Origin of the sequence: Geothrix oryzae (assembly GCF_030295385.1) — a bacterium.
GTDB classification, from domain to species: domain Bacteria; phylum Acidobacteriota; class Holophagae; order Holophagales; family Holophagaceae; genus Geothrix; species Geothrix oryzae.
On record NZ_AP027079.1, the window covers coordinates 720,268 to 735,883 of the forward strand.

The window sequence follows — 15,616 nt, forward strand, 5'->3', positions numbered from 1 at the left end:
CCTACCTTCCTTCTTCGAGAAGCCAGGACCGCACCAGCGAGGCCATGGTTTCCGGATCTTCGTGGGAGCCCTCCTGGAGCCGCTTCCGGATGAGCTCGCGGCGCCGGGCCTCGGGAGCGCTGAAGGCCGCGTCGGCATTCAGTTCGGCCTCGATCTCGGCCTCGATCTCCGACATGGACTTCACCTGCACGGGCTTGCGGGGGGAGCTGCTGCCGCCCGTGGCACCTTCGCCCTCGGCGCTGGCGACCCGCAGGGGGGTGGGCCGGTTGATGGCCGCGGACATGCGCTTGAGCATGGGCAGGATGATCATGAAGAACACCGCCAGGCCGAGCACGGCGTAGATGATGCTGGGGGCGAACTGGCGGACCAGGTCGACCCAGAACTGCTTCTTCGCCTCGGCCTCTTCCTTGGGATTCACCTGCAGGGTGGCGAAGGCCATGTTCTCCACGGTGAGCTCGTCGCCACGCTTGGGCTGGATGCCCACGGCGGCGGCCACCTGGTCGCGGATCTTCTTGAGCTCGTCCGCGGACCGCGGCGTCTGCTTGAGCACGGGCTCGCCCTTGGGATCCTTCTCCCAGGTGCCGAGGTGATCCACGATCACGGCCAGGGTCACGCGCTTCACGGAACCTGTGGCCCGCTCGGTGGCGGACACGGTCTTGGTGATCTCGTAGTTGGTGGTGGTCTCCTTCTTCTCGGAGCTCTCCACCACGCCGGCTGTGGCGGTGGCATTGGCCGGTGCCACATTGCTGGCGGTCCCGGGGACGCCGGCGCCGGAATCACGCTTCTGGACCTTCTCGTCCTTCTGCTGGACGCTGCGTTCCACCTGGCCCTGGGGGTCGAATTTCTCCTCGTTGATCTTCACCTTGTCGAAGTCCAGATCCACATGGGCGGTGGCGCGCACCTTGCCGATGCCCACCACGGGTTCGAGCATGTCGGTGACCCGGCGGACGAGGTGGTCCTCCTCCTCGCGGGCGACCTTCTTCTGGGCATCGCTGGCGCCCACCATGGGATCGCGGCCCGTGCGGGAGAGGATGCGGCTGTACTGGTCAATGATCACGACCTGTTCGGGCTTGAGGCCCTCCACGCTGGCCGCCACGAGGTTCACGATGGCCTGGGTGTTCTCGTCGGGAAGCATGCGGGCGCCGCGCAGCTTGAGCAGCACGCTGGCCTTGGCGTCCTCCTTGTCGGTCAGGAAGGGGCTGTCGTTGGAAGGGGTGATGTGGACGGTGGCCTCGGAGACCTGCTGGAGGCTCATGATCGTCTTGGCCAGCTGGGCCTCCATGGCCCGCCGGTGGATCACCTTCTGGGAGAAATCCGTGGTGCCGAGGCCCGCGTTCTCGAGCTTCTCGAAGCCCAGCTTGTCGCCCGACAGCAGACCGTCGCCGGCGAACTTCAGGCGCAGGGAGCCGACCTTGCTTTCCGGCACGAGGATGGTCCGCTGGTCCGAGCTGAGCTCGTAGGGGACCTGCATCTTGTCCAGCTGGGCCACGATGGAGCTGGCCTCCTGGGGCGAGATGTTGGCCGCCAGGATGCTCTTGGATTCCTGGCCCGCCCAGATCCCCAGGCCGCCGAGGGCCATGAGCACTGTCAGGGAAATGGCGGCCACCATGACGCGCTGGGTGGCGCTCATGCCCTTGAAGGCGCTGGTCAGTTGTTCCGCGAGGTTCGTTTCCCCGGCCATAGGCGTTCCTCAGTCAGGGGATGAGGCCGCGCCGGAAAGCTCGGCCAGCGCTACATCTGCATGCGCATGACCTCGCGGTAGGCGTCGATCAGCTTGGATCGCACGGCCATCATCATCTGGAAGCTTAAATCGGCCTTCTGGACTGCCAGCATGGCCGTGTGCATGTCTGCACTCTCCCCTGTCATCAAGTTCCGTGCCTCACCTTCGGCCTGGGCCGAAACCTGGTTCACCTCCTGCATGGCCTGCTTGAGGAGGTCGCCGAAGTTCAGGTCCCCTTCCGTTCCGCCCACGCCGCCCTGGCCGGGCTTCGCGGTTCCGGACACGGGGCTGAGGGGGGACAGTGGGGGGAGGTTCTGGAGTGGGTCCATGGGGTCGGCTCAGAGAGGTAAGGCCATTCACACGATCGGTCGGGGGCTGGAAAGGGGCAAGTCGAAAATCCGACAGGCTACTGCACGCGGAGGATCTCCAGGGCGGAGGTGGCCATGGTCTTGGCGGCGCGGACCACGGCGATGTTGGCCTCGTAGGCCCGGCTGGCCTCGGTGAGGTTCACCATCTCCTCCACGGGATTGACATTGGGGTAGCTCACCACGCCATCGGCGTCGGCATCCGGGTGTCCGGGCTCCAGACGGGTTAGGAAGGGCTCCTGGCTGGTCTGGATGGAGGCGACCTTCACGCCGGCCGCCGCCAGGGCGCCGGAGAAGCCGAGGTTCTCGGACTGGAAGACCGCGTCCTTGCGGCGGTAGGGTCCGCCTTCCTTCGTGCGGGTGGTCTCGCTGTTGGCGATGTTCGAGGCGATGAGCTGCACCCGGAGCCGCTGGGCGGCCATGCCGGTGCTGGCGATGTCGAGGATCTGGGGGATGCTCATCAGTGCGCGCTCGCTTCTCGGATGAGGGAGTAGAGCTTCCGAAGCTCGACCTGCATGAAGGTGGAGGCGCTCTGGTAGGTGGTCTGGGTGCGGGAAAGCAGCATGTTCTCCCGGTCCAGGCTCACATCGTTGCCATCGTTGCGCTCAGAACTGGGCCGCAGGGGATCGGTGCTGGGCGGCAGGGACTCGCTCCCGCTGCCCTGAAGGTGCATGGGGTGGGTGGTTTTCATGGCGTTGGGCGAAGATTGCCCATCGAGAGCCGCCTTCATGGCGCCCTCGAAGCTGAAATCGCGGGTCCGGTACCCGGGGGTATCCAGGTTCGCCAGGTTGGAGGCGATGAGCGTCTGGCGCTTGGAAGCCAGCGTCAGGCCTCGATCCATGGTCTGGATCATGCCGTTGCCGCTGATGAGATCGAACATGGAGCACCCTGCAGAATGGGCCGGGCGGACCCGGCTTCTGGGGAGGAGGATGCAGACCCCGTGCCGGAACCTTTCCGGGCGCCTCCCTGGGGATGGGCTTGCGCCGCACCTCGGCACCTTTGCTACACTTACCGCTCACCTCGAGGCCCCCATGATCATGAATACGCGCAAGCACAACGATGTGCTGATCCTCTACCCCGAAGGCAAGATCACCCTGGGTGATGGCGACCAGGAGCTGGGGGAGGCGGTTCGCACCTCCCTGACGAACGGCGCCCGCAAGATCGTGATCAACTTCAGCAAAGTGAGCTACCTGGACTCTTCAGGCGTGGGCGAGCTGGTGGGCTGCTTCACCTCCATCAAGGGCAAGGGCGGTGAGCTGCGCATCTGCGGCATGAGCTCCAAGATCTTCAGCCTCATCAAGATGACCAGCCTGCACTCGGTCTTTGAAGTGAAGGACACCGAGGACGAAGCCCTGGCCGGATTCTGAGCCGGTGCGCGTCCGCGCCGCCCTGGGTTGCAGCCTCCTGATCCTGGCGCCAGCCGCGGGTCAGGAGGCTGCAGTGTCGTCTCCCGTGACCTCCATCCGGATCGAAGGCGGCGACGAGGACGATCGCCGATTCGCCCGGGCGGCCCTCGGACTGCAGCCGGGCCAGGTGGTGGATCCGGCGGCCTTTCAGCGGGCCCTGGCGGCGGTGCGCCTGGCGGATCGCTACCGCGCCGTGGAGGGAAGCCTGGGGGCCGGCGGAGAGGTTCTCCTGCGCCTCGATCCCCTGGTCCCGGTGGCCGAGTGGCGCTGGGAGGGCGATCCGCTTCCGGCCGACCTGCGGAAGACCCTTCCGGCGGATCTGCGAAAGGGCCAGCGCCTGGGCGCCCAGCGGCTGGAGGCCCTGGAACGGGACTCCGAGCAGCGGCTGCGGGAGGCGGGATATCGCCGCGCCAAAGTCAGCACCGTGGTGGAGGCGGGGGGGCGGAAGCTCCGGCTGATCCTGAGCCTCGGGGCGCCCCGGGTCATCCAGGAGGTGCGCCTCGAAGGCGACCCCACACCCTATGCGCGCGAGGCCCTGCTGAAGATCGCGGGAATCGTGCCGGGGCGGACCCACTGGACCCCCGCCGTGCAGCGGGAGGCCCAGCGCCGTCTGCGCCAGCGGCTGGTGAAGGACAAGCGGCTGGAAGGCTCGGTCCGTCTGCTGCCGGTGGAAAACGAAGACGGCGTGATGATCCTGGAGATCAAGCCCGGGCCCAAGGTCGCGCTGAAGGCGAAGGGGCTCAGCCTCCTGGGGCCCTTGTGGGGCGGCCGGCCCCGGTTGTCGGAATTCGTGCCCATGGCCCGCGCTGAACGCTACTCGCCGAGCCTGCTGGACGAAGGTGCCGGAAGGATCACGGGCTACTACCGCGACCAGGGCCACCCCGAGGCCCAGGTGACCTATGTCCGCGAGGTCACGGCCGGGACGCCGGAGCGCCCCGAGGCGGTGGTCATCACCTACACCGTGGTTCCCGGGCCCCGCAAGGTTCTCGGCCGGGTCACCTTCGAAGGGAACCGCGAACTCTCCGATGACGAGCTGCAGGCCGCCGTCCGTCTGCCGAAGCGCTTCCTGCTTCTGCCCCCGCACGCCAAGACCGAGGCCATGAAGGCCCTGGAGGATCGCCTCACCGCCCACTACCTTCAGCGCGGCTTCCCGGAAGTGCGGGTGCGGCGGCGCGTGGAAGTCGGCAAGGACGGCTCCGTGGATGTGCGCCTCATCATTCGCGAGGGGCAGCGCCGCTTCCTCGATGCGCTGGTGCTGGAACTCCCGGCCGATCCCGCCTTCCCCCGGGATCAGCTGGCCAAGAGCCTGCTGCTGGCGTTGTCGGATCAGCCCGTTCCGGTGCGCGGCACGACGGACTACCGCTCCGACCGCCGGCATCTCCAGGGCTTCGAGGGGCATCTGGAAGGGACCGCCGGCGGAGCGCGTCTGACCTTCAAGCCCGCGCTGCCCTTGGTGCGGAACGACCTGGCCCTGGTGGTCTCCGACCTCCGCCGCCGCCTCGCTTCGGCCGGGGCCGCCAACCCCCAGGTGCGGCTGGCTTTCGAGGATGACGAGACCCAGCCGGTGGTGCGGGTGCAGGTGCCGGCCCAGCCTCTGGATCGCGTCCGCCGCCTGGTCGTCCAGGGCGCCGACCGCACGCGCGCGGAGGCCGTGCTCCGCGAAACGGAGCTGGCTCCCGGCAGTCCGCTGGATCCCGCGAGACTCGATCAGGGCCAGATCCAGCTGGGCGGCCTGGGCGCGTTCCAGCGCGTGGACCTGCTCACCTTGAAGGATCTGCCCGATCAGGAACAGGAGCCTTGGCAGCGCGGGGACCTGGCCGTGCGCCTGCAGGAGCGCAGCCCCTGGGTGTTCTCGGAATCCTTCGGCTACGACAAGACCCAGGGCTACCACTTCGGCCTGAACGCGCAGCGGCTGAATGTGGGCGGCATGGGACGAACCCTGGATGCCGGCCTGCGGGCCGGCGATCAGACCCTCGACAGCCCCTTCCTGCGGCGGGCCTTCCCCACGGGCGAGATCAAGCGGTCCGTGGACAGCTACAGCCTCGGCTACACCGATCCCTGGTTCCTGCCCGGCTCCCTGGATGCGCTGCTGGCGCCGAAGACGCGGTTCCGGGTCGAAGGCGCCTACATCGAGGAGGCGCGGGCCGCCTTCTTCGCGCGCCGCCGGCGCTTCACGCCGAGCCTGGAGTGGAAGATCAGCCCGGTGCAGGTGGTTCAGCTGGGCTACCGCTTCGAGCGGGTGGAGGTGGCCGCCAACACCGACAGCGACGGGCATCCGCTCTACCGCAAGGAGGACCTCGTCCTCATCGCGCGGACGCCCGACCGGAGCATCATCTCCGCCCCCTATCTCCAGGTGGCGGTGGACCGCCGGGATCGGCCCTACGACCCCACCCAGGGCACCTTCTTCCTCGGCAAGCTGGAACTGGCCAACCAGGCCTTCGGCACCTCCACCAACAGCAGCTTCGTGAAGCTGGACCTGCGGCACCAGTGGAACTGGCCCGTGGGCTTCCATGCGGAAAACGGGGTGGTCATGGCCAGCGCCCGCCTGGGGCTCGCGCGCCCCACGGCCCAGTCCGCCAAGGACCTCCCCCTGTCCGAGCGCTTCTTCGGGGGTGGCTCCTTCACCGTCCGCGGCGTGGAACCGGACATGCTGGGCGACATCCAGCGGACAGATTCGCTGGGCCACGAGCTGGCCCAGCCCATCCCGCTGGGCGGCCAGGCCCTGGTGGTCATGAACCTCGAGTACCGCTTCCCCCTCTTCGGCATGCAGAGCGTGTGGGCGGAGGTCTTCGTGGACAGCGGCCAGGTCTACCGCAGCCTGGCCACCGAAACCGATCCGACCGACCCCCAAAAGAGCATCCGCCCGTCCTTCCCGGCCCTCCGCACCACGCTGGGCGCAGGCCTGATCCTGAAGCTGGGCTTTCCCCTCAAGCTCGAGTACGCCGCCGACTGGAAGCGCATCCTGGGCCGCCCCCGGACTCAGAACGAGCGGGACACCCAGTTGAAGAGCCTGCTGATCTCGGCGGGATTCCAGTTCTGATCAAAACGGGACGCAGAAAAGGCCGCTTGGGAGCGGCCTAACTGGCTGGCGCGGGCGGTCTCGACCATCCGACCGAAGCGGAGCGAAGGGAGGATAGGACGGAATCTGCGTAGCGGATTGCCGCCCGAAGGGCGAGGGGCGGAGCCCCGAGTCAGCACGCGCGCGGCTGGCCCCGCGGCTGATCGTCTTCGGCGCTCCGCGGGAGCGCCTCCGCCGGTCGCTACCAGGCCACCGCTGCTTCTCGGCGCTTCGAAACCGCCCGGTTTGAGATACAGAAAAGGCCGCAAAAGCGGCCTTTCGTTGGTTGGCGCGGGCGGTCTCGAACCGCCGACCCCTACCGTGTCAAGGTAGTGCTCTACCCCTGAGCTACGCGCCAGCGCGAAGCTCCATTCTAGCGGAACCGGGGCGGCTGTCGAGCCTCCAGGTCATGGGGGTGGGGTTCGTCAGGAGTTCCAATACCAGAGCAGCAGGGCGGCCAGGGTGCCCGCGGCCACCAGGAGCCAATCCCCGGCGTAGGGGTGCTCCACCGGGAAGAAGCGCAGGGGCAGATGGGTGTGCGGGTGGTGGTGGGCATGGGTGGTCATGGCGACCTCCAATCCGGGGGACCACGGTCCACCCCAAACATGGGTCGCAGACGGGCCCGGCGCCAACGCTCCACCGACCTCGGCGGTGGTTAATGGTGCGTGGCGGGCCAGAAGAGCCAGGCGAACAGGGCCCCGGCGAGGATCAACAGCCAATCCAGCCCCGGGGATGGCAGGAAGTCGTGGCGACGGAGGAAATGGGCAGCCATGGCAGCCTCCACTCCAGGGGATGCCCGTCTAGGCGAAACGGCGGCGATCCAGGTCCAACATGGGGCGGGAGTCGAGGGGCCGCCGTGACTTTCCTGGAACATCCGGGGCGCGGCTATTCCACGGTCACCGACTTCGCCAGGTTCCTCGGCTGATCCACATCACAGCCCCTCAACACGGCGATGTGGTAGGCCAGCAGCTGCAGTGGCACGGCGTAGACGATGGGGGCCAGCCAGGGATGGATCGCGGGCAGCTCCAGCACATCCTCCGCGATGCCCGCCAGACCGGTATCGCCCTCGGTGACCAGCGCCAGGATGCGGCCGTCGCGGGCGGCGGCCTCCTGGAGGTTGCTGAGGGTCTTCTCGCGGTGGGCATCCTTCGGCATGAGGGCCACCACGGGGAGGGTCTTGTCGATGAGGGCGATGGGGCCGTGCTTCATCTCGCCGGCAGGGTAGCCCTCGGCGTGGATGTACGAGATCTCCTTCAGCTTCAGGGCGCCTTCCAGGGCGATCGGATAGCAGGGGCCGCGGCCCAGGTAGAGGAAGTCCGTGGCGTCCTTCCATCGGTGGGCCCACTGGACGATCTTCGGCTCCAGGGCGTTCAGACGTTCCAGGTGCGCGGGGAGTTCGCGCAGGCCCTGCAACAGCTCGGCCTTGAGCCTGGGATCGAGCGTGCCCTTGGCCTCGCCCAGCTTGAGGGCCAGGAGGGTGAGCACCGCCAGCTGGGTGGTGAAGGCCTTGGTGGAGGCCACGCCGATTTCCGGCCCGGCATGGGTGAGGATCGTGGCCTCGGACTGCCGGGTGGCCGTGGAGCCCATGACATTGCAGATGGCCAGCGTGCGGGCGCCGCGGATGGCGGCTTCCTTCATGGCGGCGAGGGTGTCGGCGGTCTCGCCGCTCTGGGTGATGCCGACGATGAGGGTGCCCGGCTGGACCACCGGTTCGCGGTAGCGGTACTCGCTGGCGTAATCCACCTCCACGGCGACGCGGCTCAGCTGCTCGATGAGGAACTTGCCCACGAGGCCGGCATGCCAGCTGGTGCCGCAGGCCACGATGTGGATGCGGGTCAAGTCCGCGAGGTCCCGGTCCGTGAAGGGCAGGTCCAGGGGAATGGCCTCGCCGTCCAGGGGGAGCCGGTTCAGCAGCGTATTGGACAGGGCCTGGGGCTGCTCGAAGATCTCCTTCTGCATGAAGTGCTTGTAGCCGCCCTTTTCCGCCGCCACGGGATCGTAGGGAATGGTGTGGACCTGGCGTTGCACCTCGCTGCCGTCCAGACGGAAGATGCGGGCACCCTCCCGGGTCAGCTCCACCAGATCGCCGTCCTCCAGGAAGATCACCCGGCGGGTGTGGGGCAGCAGGGGCACCACATCCGAGGCCAGGAAGGTCTCGCCCTCGCCCAGGCCCAGCACCAGGGGCGGTCCGCTGCGGGCCGCGAGGATGCGGTTCTTGTCCGAGGCGTGGAGGCAGGCCAGGGCGTAGATGCCCTTCATGCGCCCCACGGCCTCCCGGAAGGCCTCCCGGAAGCCCCGGCCGCCCTTCATCAGGTGGGACACCATCACTGGGAAGCACTCGGTGTCGGTTTCGGAACGGAACGACTCGCCCGCGGCCTTCAGCTCGGCGCGCAGCTCCAGGAAGTTCTCGAAGATGCCGTTGTGCACGGCCACCACCTGGCCGTCGCCGCTGCGATGGGGGTGGGCGTTCTCCTCCGTGGGCCGGCCGTGGGTGGCCCAGCGGGTATGGCCGATGCCCAGGGGCGTGGGATCAGTCAGATCCACCTTGCCCGCGAGGTTGACCAGCTTGCCCGAGGCCCGGATGATCCGGAACCCGTCCTGGGGATCCGAAAGGGCCACGCCCGCGCTGTCATATCCCCGGTATTCCAGACTGCGGAGGCCGTTCACGAGGATGCCGGCGGCGCCCTGTTGACCGATGTAACCGACGATGCCGCACATGAGAGCTCCCAACGGGTGTGCTTTCAACTTAGCGGGATGGGACCCGGGTTCCAATGTGGTGGGGGGCACACGCCCTGCGGCAGGCCAGGCACCACAGGTTGTGGTCGGGGCCACACGCCCGGATCCCCACCCAGGTATAGTCGGGCGCAGCACCGGGCGTAGCACCGGGCGCGGCCCCGCGGTGGGGCAAGGAGGCGGATGAGGCTCGGAGGGTGGGTGGTCCTGCTGGCGATGGCGAGCGCCCGGGCGCAGGGACTGGAACCGCCGCCCCGGGAGCCGGCCTGGTGGGTGCCCCGGACGGAGCTGCGGCTGCGCCTGGATCGGATCACCGAGGCCGATCAGGGAGGCGTGGAGCGGGTTTCGTCCCAGCTCCGGGTCCGCTGGGAGGGCCAAGGTGCAGGCGGCTGGGAGCCCTTCACCTATGCCGGGGGCTTCCGGTCGGCCCTGGGGTCGGATGGGAACCGCCTCAACCCGCGCCGGTGGGACCAGCAGCCATCCAATGGCACCCAGCTGGATGTGGCCCGGATCGGGATCGCGGGGCGCTCGGAGCGGACTTTCGGCGAGGCGCACCTGGGTTTCCAGGAGAACCGCCTCATCGCCCCGGAAGCCCTCTGGGACCGGGATCTCCGGTTCCTGGGCCTGGGGTTGCGGGCGGGGCTGAGGGATCGGGAGGGGTGGATTCCGGAGCTGGGATTGCGCATGGCCGCCGGACGGGTCCGCACCCTCCAGGGGGGTAACCTGGACCTGACCGCGGGGCAGATCGTGCTGAAGCTGGAGACAGGCCCCGTCTCCTGGATAGCCCATGGCGGGCGCTGGGAGATCACCTGGGACCGAGGTTTTGCCCGCACCCGGCCCGTGCCGGGCCATGCCGCCGAGCCGCGGCAGCGCCTCCAGCTGGATGCCTACGGGGCCAGCGCCACCTGGAACGCGGGGCTGCCCGTGGAGGTCCGGGCCTTCGGACAGCGCAACCGCGAGACGGGAGAGCCGGGCGCCGAGACCCAGTTCCTGGTGGGCAGCCTGGAGCGGCCGTTCTGGCCGCGCCTGAGCGTCACCTGGCAGCGGCTGTCCCGCACGGGCACGCTCTATCCCGTCAACGGCGACCAGTGGTGGTTCTACTGGAACGCCCGGGGCCACCGCTACGAGATCGCGCTGCCGCTCCGGGACCGCTGGTTCGTGGCCCTGGTCTTCCTGCGCCATCAAGACTACGGGGAGCCCTACTCGGCGGAGCGGCGCATGGTCACCGTGACGAAGCGGTTCCCGATGGACTGAGCCGCCGGACTTCGGCGAGGGCCTCGGCCATGCGGCGGCAGGCTTCATTCTGCTCGTCCACCTCGTGGGCCGCGAAGCCCAGGCACAGGAAGGGGATCGGATTCCGCCGGAAGTCGTACAGGCGGCCCGGGTAGAAGACCACCCCCTTGGCGGCGCAGCGCTCCACCCAGGCATCGAGGGGCAGCCCTGCTTCCACCTGGACCCACAGGGAGAGCCCCTCGCCCGGGTCCTCCACTGAGACGGCGGGATGGAGGTGGAAGAGGAGGCGGTCCACCAGGGTTTCGCGGCGCGCGTCGTTGACCTTGCGGATGCGGCTCAGGTGGCGGTGGATCTCGCCGTCCCGGAAGAGCTCCTCGATGGTGGCCTCCTGGACCTGGTTGCCTGGCCAGTCGATGAGCTGGCGCTGCTTCGCCATGGTCTTGATCAGGGGGGCGAAGCCCGCCAGGAACCCCACCTGGAGGCCGGGTGCGAGGATCTGCTCCAGGGCGCTGAAATAGACCACGGTGCCGCGGGTGTCCTCGCTGGCGAGGGGCAGGCTCGGGTGCTGCTCGCGTTGGAAGCCGAAGGCCAGGTCGCCCTCCAGGATCCGGGCCCCGTGGGCCTCCGCCAGCTCCAGCAGCCGCCGGCGACGGCTGGCACTCAGGATGGCGTGGGTGGGGTAGTGGGGGCTCGCGGTGGTGTAGATGAGCCGCACGGACTCCCGGGCCATGAGGGCCTCCAGGGGCTCCAGCTGCAGGCCCTCGGCATCCACGGGGATCGGGAAGAGGCGCGCCCCTGCGGCCCGGAAGGCCTCCAGCACGCGGAAGTAGGCGGGGTCCTCGACGGCCACGGCCTCGCCCGGGTTGAAGAGGGTGCGGGAGACGAGGTTGAGGGTGCTCATGAGGCCGCGGGTGAGCACCAGGTTGCCGGGTTCCAGGGCCATGCCCCGCAGTTCCCGGAGCATCCGGCACAGGGAGATGCGGAGATCCAGCAGGCCCCGCGGGTCCCAGCCGGGCTGCAGGATGCGCTGCTGCTGGAGGTTCAGCACCCGGCCATGGGCCCGGTGGATGGCGGCCGTGGGCGCCAGGCGCACATCCGGCAGGTCGGGGATGAGGCGGAACCCCTCCCGGTCCGTGGCGCGGGGTTGGTAGAAGGGCTCGGTGAGGGGCGTGGGCGCGGCCCAGGAGCCCGAGTCCGAGGCGGCGATGCTTTCCTCTTCTTCCGGGTACGCCATCGGGAGCTTGTCCGCGATGAAGCTGCCCCGATCAGGCTCCGAGAGGATCCAGCCTTCGGCTTCCAGTTCCTGGAAGGCCGCCAGCGTCGTGTTGCGGTTGACGCCCAGGCTCTCGGCCAGGGCCCGCGTGCCCGGCAGGGCGTCTCCGGGACGCAGGCGCCCCTTGCGGACATCGGCCACAATGGCCCGGACGATCTGCAGGTACATGGGTTCCCGGCTGGTCCGGTCCAGTTCGGTGGTCATGGACCATGGGGGCACGCGGCGACTCCTCGGGTGGGGGTGTCCCACCTTCCTTCCCGGAGGCGCCTCCGTCAAGGGATGGATCCCCCTCCGCGGACCCGGAGGGGTCGCCATTTGGAGGCCGGATCTGGAGGCGAGACCCCCAGGGGCGATGGTGGAGCCCAGACATACAAGGCTGCCGCCGATGCGGCGAAGGAGGTGCCATGTCGATCAAGTTGCAGGCCGCAGGTTCCCTGGCGATCTTCGCTCTCGCGTGCTCGGGGGGAGGCTATGGCGGGGGCGGGGGCAGCAACAGCACGCCCGCCGGGACCGTGCTGGCCACGGATGCCCTGTTCTCCGCCACGGCAGGCACGCCCCAGAGCACGCCCGTGACCAATCCCTTCGCGACGGCGCTCAAGGTCACCCTGATGACCCAGCAGCGGGTGTCCAACGGGGACGGCTACGGAGGCTACACCATCGTCAGCACGCCCAAGGCGGGAGCCTCGGTGACCTTCACGGTGGTGGCGGGGGCCACCGGGGCCAGCGGCACCTTCACGGCAGCCGCCACGACGGCCACGGTGACCACGGATGCCTCGGGCATCGCCACGGCTCCGACGCTCACGGCGAATGCCATCGCGGGCGTGTTCACGGTGAATGCCACCACTGTCGGCGTCACCGCTCCCGTGGCGTTCACGCTCACCAACAACTAACTGAGGCTGGGCTCCGGGTCCGTAGCCTAGCCCAGGCTGCGGATCCGGGCGGCGCGGCTGTCGATCTCCGTGATGCGGAAGGCGAAGTTGCCGTCCACCACCACCACCTCACCCCGGGCGATGTGCTTGCCGTTCACCAGCATCTCGACGGGGGCATCCGCGCTGCGGTTGAGCTCGAGGATGGAGCCCGGGGTGAGCTTCAGCAGCTCACCCATCTGCATCTCGGTCTGGCCCATGCGGACCACCACGGGCAGCTGGATGTCCAGCAGCAGGTCCAGGTTGCCGGAATCGGGCATGGGGCCGGCGGCCACGGGGGCCCGGTGGGCCGGGGCCGCCGCGGCGGCGGGGGCGGCTTGGGGCGGCGGAGCGGCCGGGGCCGGAGCTTCCGCGAGGCCGAGCTTGCGCTTGAGCTGCTGCAGGAGAAGGTCAGGGAAGAGCAGGTGGATGGTGGTGCTCAGGGCTTCCTGGGTCGTGGGCAGGGCGATGGATTGGAATGATCCCTGGCCCAGCTGCTCCGAGAAGGCGGAGGCCTCCGGCGCGAGGGCGAGGATGTCCACATTGGCGATGGCGAAGGTCTCCCCGGCCAGGTCGGACAGGGTCTGGTTGGCGCTGCCCATGACCTGGTTGAAGGTCTCCGCCAGCGCGTCCTTGGAATCGCCCACCAGCTCCTCCGCGGGCGCGCCTTCGCCGCCCAGCATGAGGTCCACCAGCATGGTGCCTTCCTTCAGGGGCAGGGTGAAGAACAGGGTGCCGTTGAGGCCCTTCTGGTAGTTGGCCTTCACGAGGATGGTGGGGGCCTGGTGCAGGGCGGCGGCGCCCTGGGGGTCCACCACCTCGCCCGGGGCGGACTTCAGCTGGAACTCACGGCCCGTGAGCATGGAGAACACGGAGGCCATGCTCTCGGCAAACGCGTTGCCGACTTTCTGGAAGAGTTCGGTATCACGGGCATCCATGGCTCATCCTTCCGACCGGGCGCCGGTCACTTGGAAGACGCGTTTTCCATTGGGATTCAGGGCCACGAGGCCCATGAACCGGGGGATCCCGTCCACGCAGAGGTCGAGCTCGGCATCGAAGCGCTTGGTGAGCGGGATCAGATCGCCGGGCTTGAGCTGCAGGACCTCCTCCATGCGGAGGCTGGTGCCGCGGATCTCGGCGGCGGCCTCCATGGGGCAGCGCTTGAGGCTGGCCATCAGGAGGCGGGCCTCTTCGAAGGTGGAGGACTTCTTGTAGCCGGTGAACATCTCCTGGTCGAACTTGGTGGAGATGGGCTCGAGGATGATGCTCGGGATGGCCAGGTTGATCATGCCGCTGACCGGCCCCATCTTCACTTCGAAGACCACCAGCAGCACCACCTCGTTGGGGGCGACGATCTGGATGAGCTGGGGGCTCGTCTCCCGGGCCTGGATGCGGAAGTCCAGGTCCACGATGCCGCGCCAGGCCTCGCGCAGATCCTCCAGCACCAGCTTCAGCACGCCGTCGAAGATGCTCTGCTCGATGTCGGTCATGGTGCGGAGCTGCTTCAGCGGTTCGCCGGGGCCGCCCAGCATCTTGTCGATGATGGGGAACACCAGGGTGGGATTCACCTCCAGGGCCAGCGCGCCTTCGAGGGGCTTGATGGAGATGGCGTTGAAGCAGGTGGGGTCGGGCACGGACAGCAGGAATTCCTGGTAGCTGAGCTGCTCGACGCTCACCAGGTTCACTTCCGTGATGGTCCGCAGGTAGGCGCTCAGGGAACTGGAGAAGTTCCGGGCGAAGCGGTCGTGCATGAAGTGCAGGGAGCGCATCTGCTCCCGGCTCACCCGGTCGGGACGGCGGAAGTTGTAGAGGGTGACCTTGCGCTGTGCCTGGGCTTTTTTTGCCTGATATTGAGGAGCGCCGCGCTCGGGTCCCGGCGCGGCCGGGGCCTTGGGCCCGGTCCTCGTATGGGACTTAAGTAGCGCGTCTACTTCCTCTTGGCTAAGAATTTTGGCCATGGATTATCCTTCGATGTGCTTCTCCAGGAGCTTGCCCCGGAGTCGCAGCATGGCCTTGGTATGCAATTGGGATACCCGGGACTCGGTGATGTTCAGGAGCGTCCCGATTTCCTTCATGGTCAGTTCGTCGAAGTAGTAGAGCTGGACCACGAACTTCTCCTTCTTGGGCAGCACTTCCATGGCCCGCCTCAGGATGTCCTTGATCTCCGTGGCCTGGAAGGTCTGGTGCGGATCCTCGGCATCCGGGTCTGGCACGAAGCTGATGAGGCTCTCCCCCTCGCCGTCCTCGCCCACCTCCACGAAGGTGCCCAGGGTGACGCCCTTCAGCTCGTCCAGGTTCTTGTGCAGCTCCTCGAGGGGGACCCCCAGGTGGACGGCGACCTCCTCGTCCGTGGCGGCCCGTCCCATCTGCTGCTCGAGCAGGTGGTAGGCGTTCTCGATGTCCTTCTTCTTGCGGCGCAGGCTCCGTGGGACCCAGTCCAGGTCGCGCAGGCCGTCGAGGATGGCCCCCTTCACCCGCAGCTCGGCGTAGGTCTTGAACTTGATGTTCCGGGCCGGCTCGAACTTCTCGATGGCGTCCATGAGGCCGAGGATGCCGCTGTTGATGAGGTCGTCCAGCTCCACATGCGAGGGCAGGCGGGAGGCGACGCGGTGGGCGACGAACTTCACCAGGGGCACATAGTCCTTGATGATCTGCTCGCGATTCTCGCGGTCGAAGGGTTCCGGCGGCTCCTGGGCCTCGGCGGCGCCGGGCGCGGCGTCCGCCGCCGCCGTTGGGGCGGCGGCCGGGGAGGCCACGGCGGGATTGACGGCGGGGGGCGCACCCTTGCCGTAGGCCTTCGCCGCCGCCAGGGCCGCCCAGGGCCGGAGCGCGGCGGGCGCGGCTTCCACGGCCCGGGCCGCCTCACTGCCGAGAGGCGGGGCGGGGACAGCGGATGGGTCCGACCTCGGGGAGGACATCCTGG

At 68.4% G+C, this 15,616-nt stretch carries 14 protein-coding genes and 1 tRNA gene; 4 read left to right on the plus strand and 11 right to left on the minus strand.

Annotated features, from left to right (window positions below):
• Position 1 precedes the first annotated feature (1 nt).
• The 4 genes from fliF to flgB form a co-directional block, all read right to left on the minus strand.
• Complete coding sequence (gene fliF, locus QUD34_RS03290; protein WP_286355172.1) at positions 2–1,681, minus strand: flagellar basal-body MS-ring/collar protein FliF; 1,680 nt, start codon at positions 1,679–1,681, stop codon at positions 2–4.
• A gap of 50 nt (positions 1,682–1,731) precedes the next feature.
• Positions 1,732–2,049: a flagellar hook-basal body complex protein FliE gene (gene fliE, locus QUD34_RS03295; RefSeq protein ID WP_286355173.1), complete on the minus strand. Its 318-nt coding sequence runs from the start codon at positions 2,047–2,049 to the stop codon at positions 1,732–1,734.
• A gap of 77 nt (positions 2,050–2,126) precedes the next feature.
• The gene (flgC, locus tag QUD34_RS03300) at positions 2,127–2,546 is read right to left on the minus strand and encodes a flagellar basal body rod protein FlgC (protein ID WP_286355174.1); all 420 of its coding nucleotides are present in this window, start codon (positions 2,544–2,546) and stop codon (positions 2,127–2,129) included.
• Positions 2,546–2,965: a flagellar basal body rod protein FlgB gene (gene flgB / locus QUD34_RS03305; protein ID WP_286355175.1), complete on the minus strand. Its 420-nt coding sequence runs from the start codon at positions 2,963–2,965 to the stop codon at positions 2,546–2,548. Before flgB ends, flgC begins: the two co-directional genes overlap by 1 nt.
• Before the next feature lie 151 nt (positions 2,966–3,116).
• On the opposite strand from flgB, the gene QUD34_RS03310 reads away from it, so the two are divergent.
• The gene (locus QUD34_RS03310) at positions 3,117–3,452 is read left to right on the plus strand and encodes an STAS domain-containing protein (RefSeq protein WP_286355176.1); all 336 of its coding nucleotides are present in this window, start codon (positions 3,117–3,119) and stop codon (positions 3,450–3,452) included.
• A gap of 4 nt (positions 3,453–3,456) precedes the next feature.
• Positions 3,457–6,531 (plus strand): BamA/TamA family outer membrane protein, encoded by a 3,075-nt coding sequence (locus tag QUD34_RS03315; protein ID WP_286355177.1) that lies wholly within the window; start codon positions 3,457–3,459, stop codon positions 6,529–6,531.
• Between the two features lie 301 nt (positions 6,532–6,832).
• Here QUD34_RS03315 and QUD34_RS03320 read toward each other — a convergent pair.
• The 3 genes from QUD34_RS03320 to glmS all read right to left on the minus strand — a co-directional run bounded on the left by QUD34_RS03320 (position 6,833) and on the right by glmS (position 9,267).
• Positions 6,833–6,907: transfer RNA gene (locus tag QUD34_RS03320), tRNA-Val, on the minus strand.
• Between the two features lie 67 nt (positions 6,908–6,974).
• Positions 6,975–7,115 carry a hypothetical protein gene (locus QUD34_RS03325; RefSeq protein ID WP_286355178.1) on the minus strand — a complete coding sequence of 47 codons (141 nt, stop codon included), beginning with the start codon at positions 7,113–7,115 and terminating at the stop codon, positions 6,975–6,977.
• 319 nt (positions 7,116–7,434) lie between these two features.
• Complete coding sequence (gene glmS / locus QUD34_RS03330) at positions 7,435–9,267, minus strand: glutamine--fructose-6-phosphate transaminase (isomerizing) (RefSeq protein WP_286355179.1); 1,833 nt, start codon at positions 9,265–9,267, stop codon at positions 7,435–7,437.
• 216 nt (positions 9,268–9,483) lie between these two features.
• Here glmS and QUD34_RS03335 point away from each other — a divergent pair, with 216 nt between their 5' ends.
• A complete protein-coding gene (locus QUD34_RS03335) occupies positions 9,484–10,536 on the plus strand; it encodes a hypothetical protein (protein ID WP_286355180.1) in 1,053 nt (350 codons plus the stop codon).
• Here QUD34_RS03335 and QUD34_RS03340 read toward each other — a convergent pair.
• Entirely contained in the window at positions 10,505–12,007 is a 1,503-nt protein-coding gene (locus QUD34_RS03340; RefSeq protein ID WP_286355181.1) for an aminotransferase-like domain-containing protein, read from the minus strand. The genes QUD34_RS03335 and QUD34_RS03340 overlap by 32 nt on opposite strands.
• Before the next feature lie 185 nt (positions 12,008–12,192).
• Here QUD34_RS03340 and QUD34_RS03345 point away from each other — a divergent pair, with 185 nt between their 5' ends.
• The gene (locus QUD34_RS03345; protein ID WP_286355182.1) at positions 12,193–12,678 is read left to right on the plus strand and encodes a hypothetical protein; all 486 of its coding nucleotides are present in this window, start codon (positions 12,193–12,195) and stop codon (positions 12,676–12,678) included.
• 26 nt (positions 12,679–12,704) lie between these two features.
• On the opposite strand, the gene fliN is transcribed toward QUD34_RS03345, so the two are convergent.
• From fliN to QUD34_RS03360, 3 genes are read right to left on the minus strand one after another with little or no spacing between them, the layout of a single operon-like run.
• Positions 12,705–13,631, minus strand: coding sequence for a flagellar motor switch protein FliN (fliN, locus tag QUD34_RS03350; RefSeq protein WP_286355183.1), 927 nt, complete (start codon positions 13,629–13,631; stop codon positions 12,705–12,707).
• Between the two features lie 3 nt (positions 13,632–13,634).
• Positions 13,635–14,651, minus strand: coding sequence for a flagellar motor switch protein FliM (gene fliM / locus QUD34_RS03355; protein ID WP_286355184.1), 1,017 nt, complete (start codon positions 14,649–14,651; stop codon positions 13,635–13,637).
• Between the two features lie 3 nt (positions 14,652–14,654).
• Positions 14,655–15,611 (minus strand): FliA/WhiG family RNA polymerase sigma factor, encoded by a 957-nt coding sequence (locus QUD34_RS03360; protein WP_286355185.1) that lies wholly within the window; start codon positions 15,609–15,611, stop codon positions 14,655–14,657.
• Between the last annotated feature and the right edge of the window lie 5 nt (positions 15,612–15,616).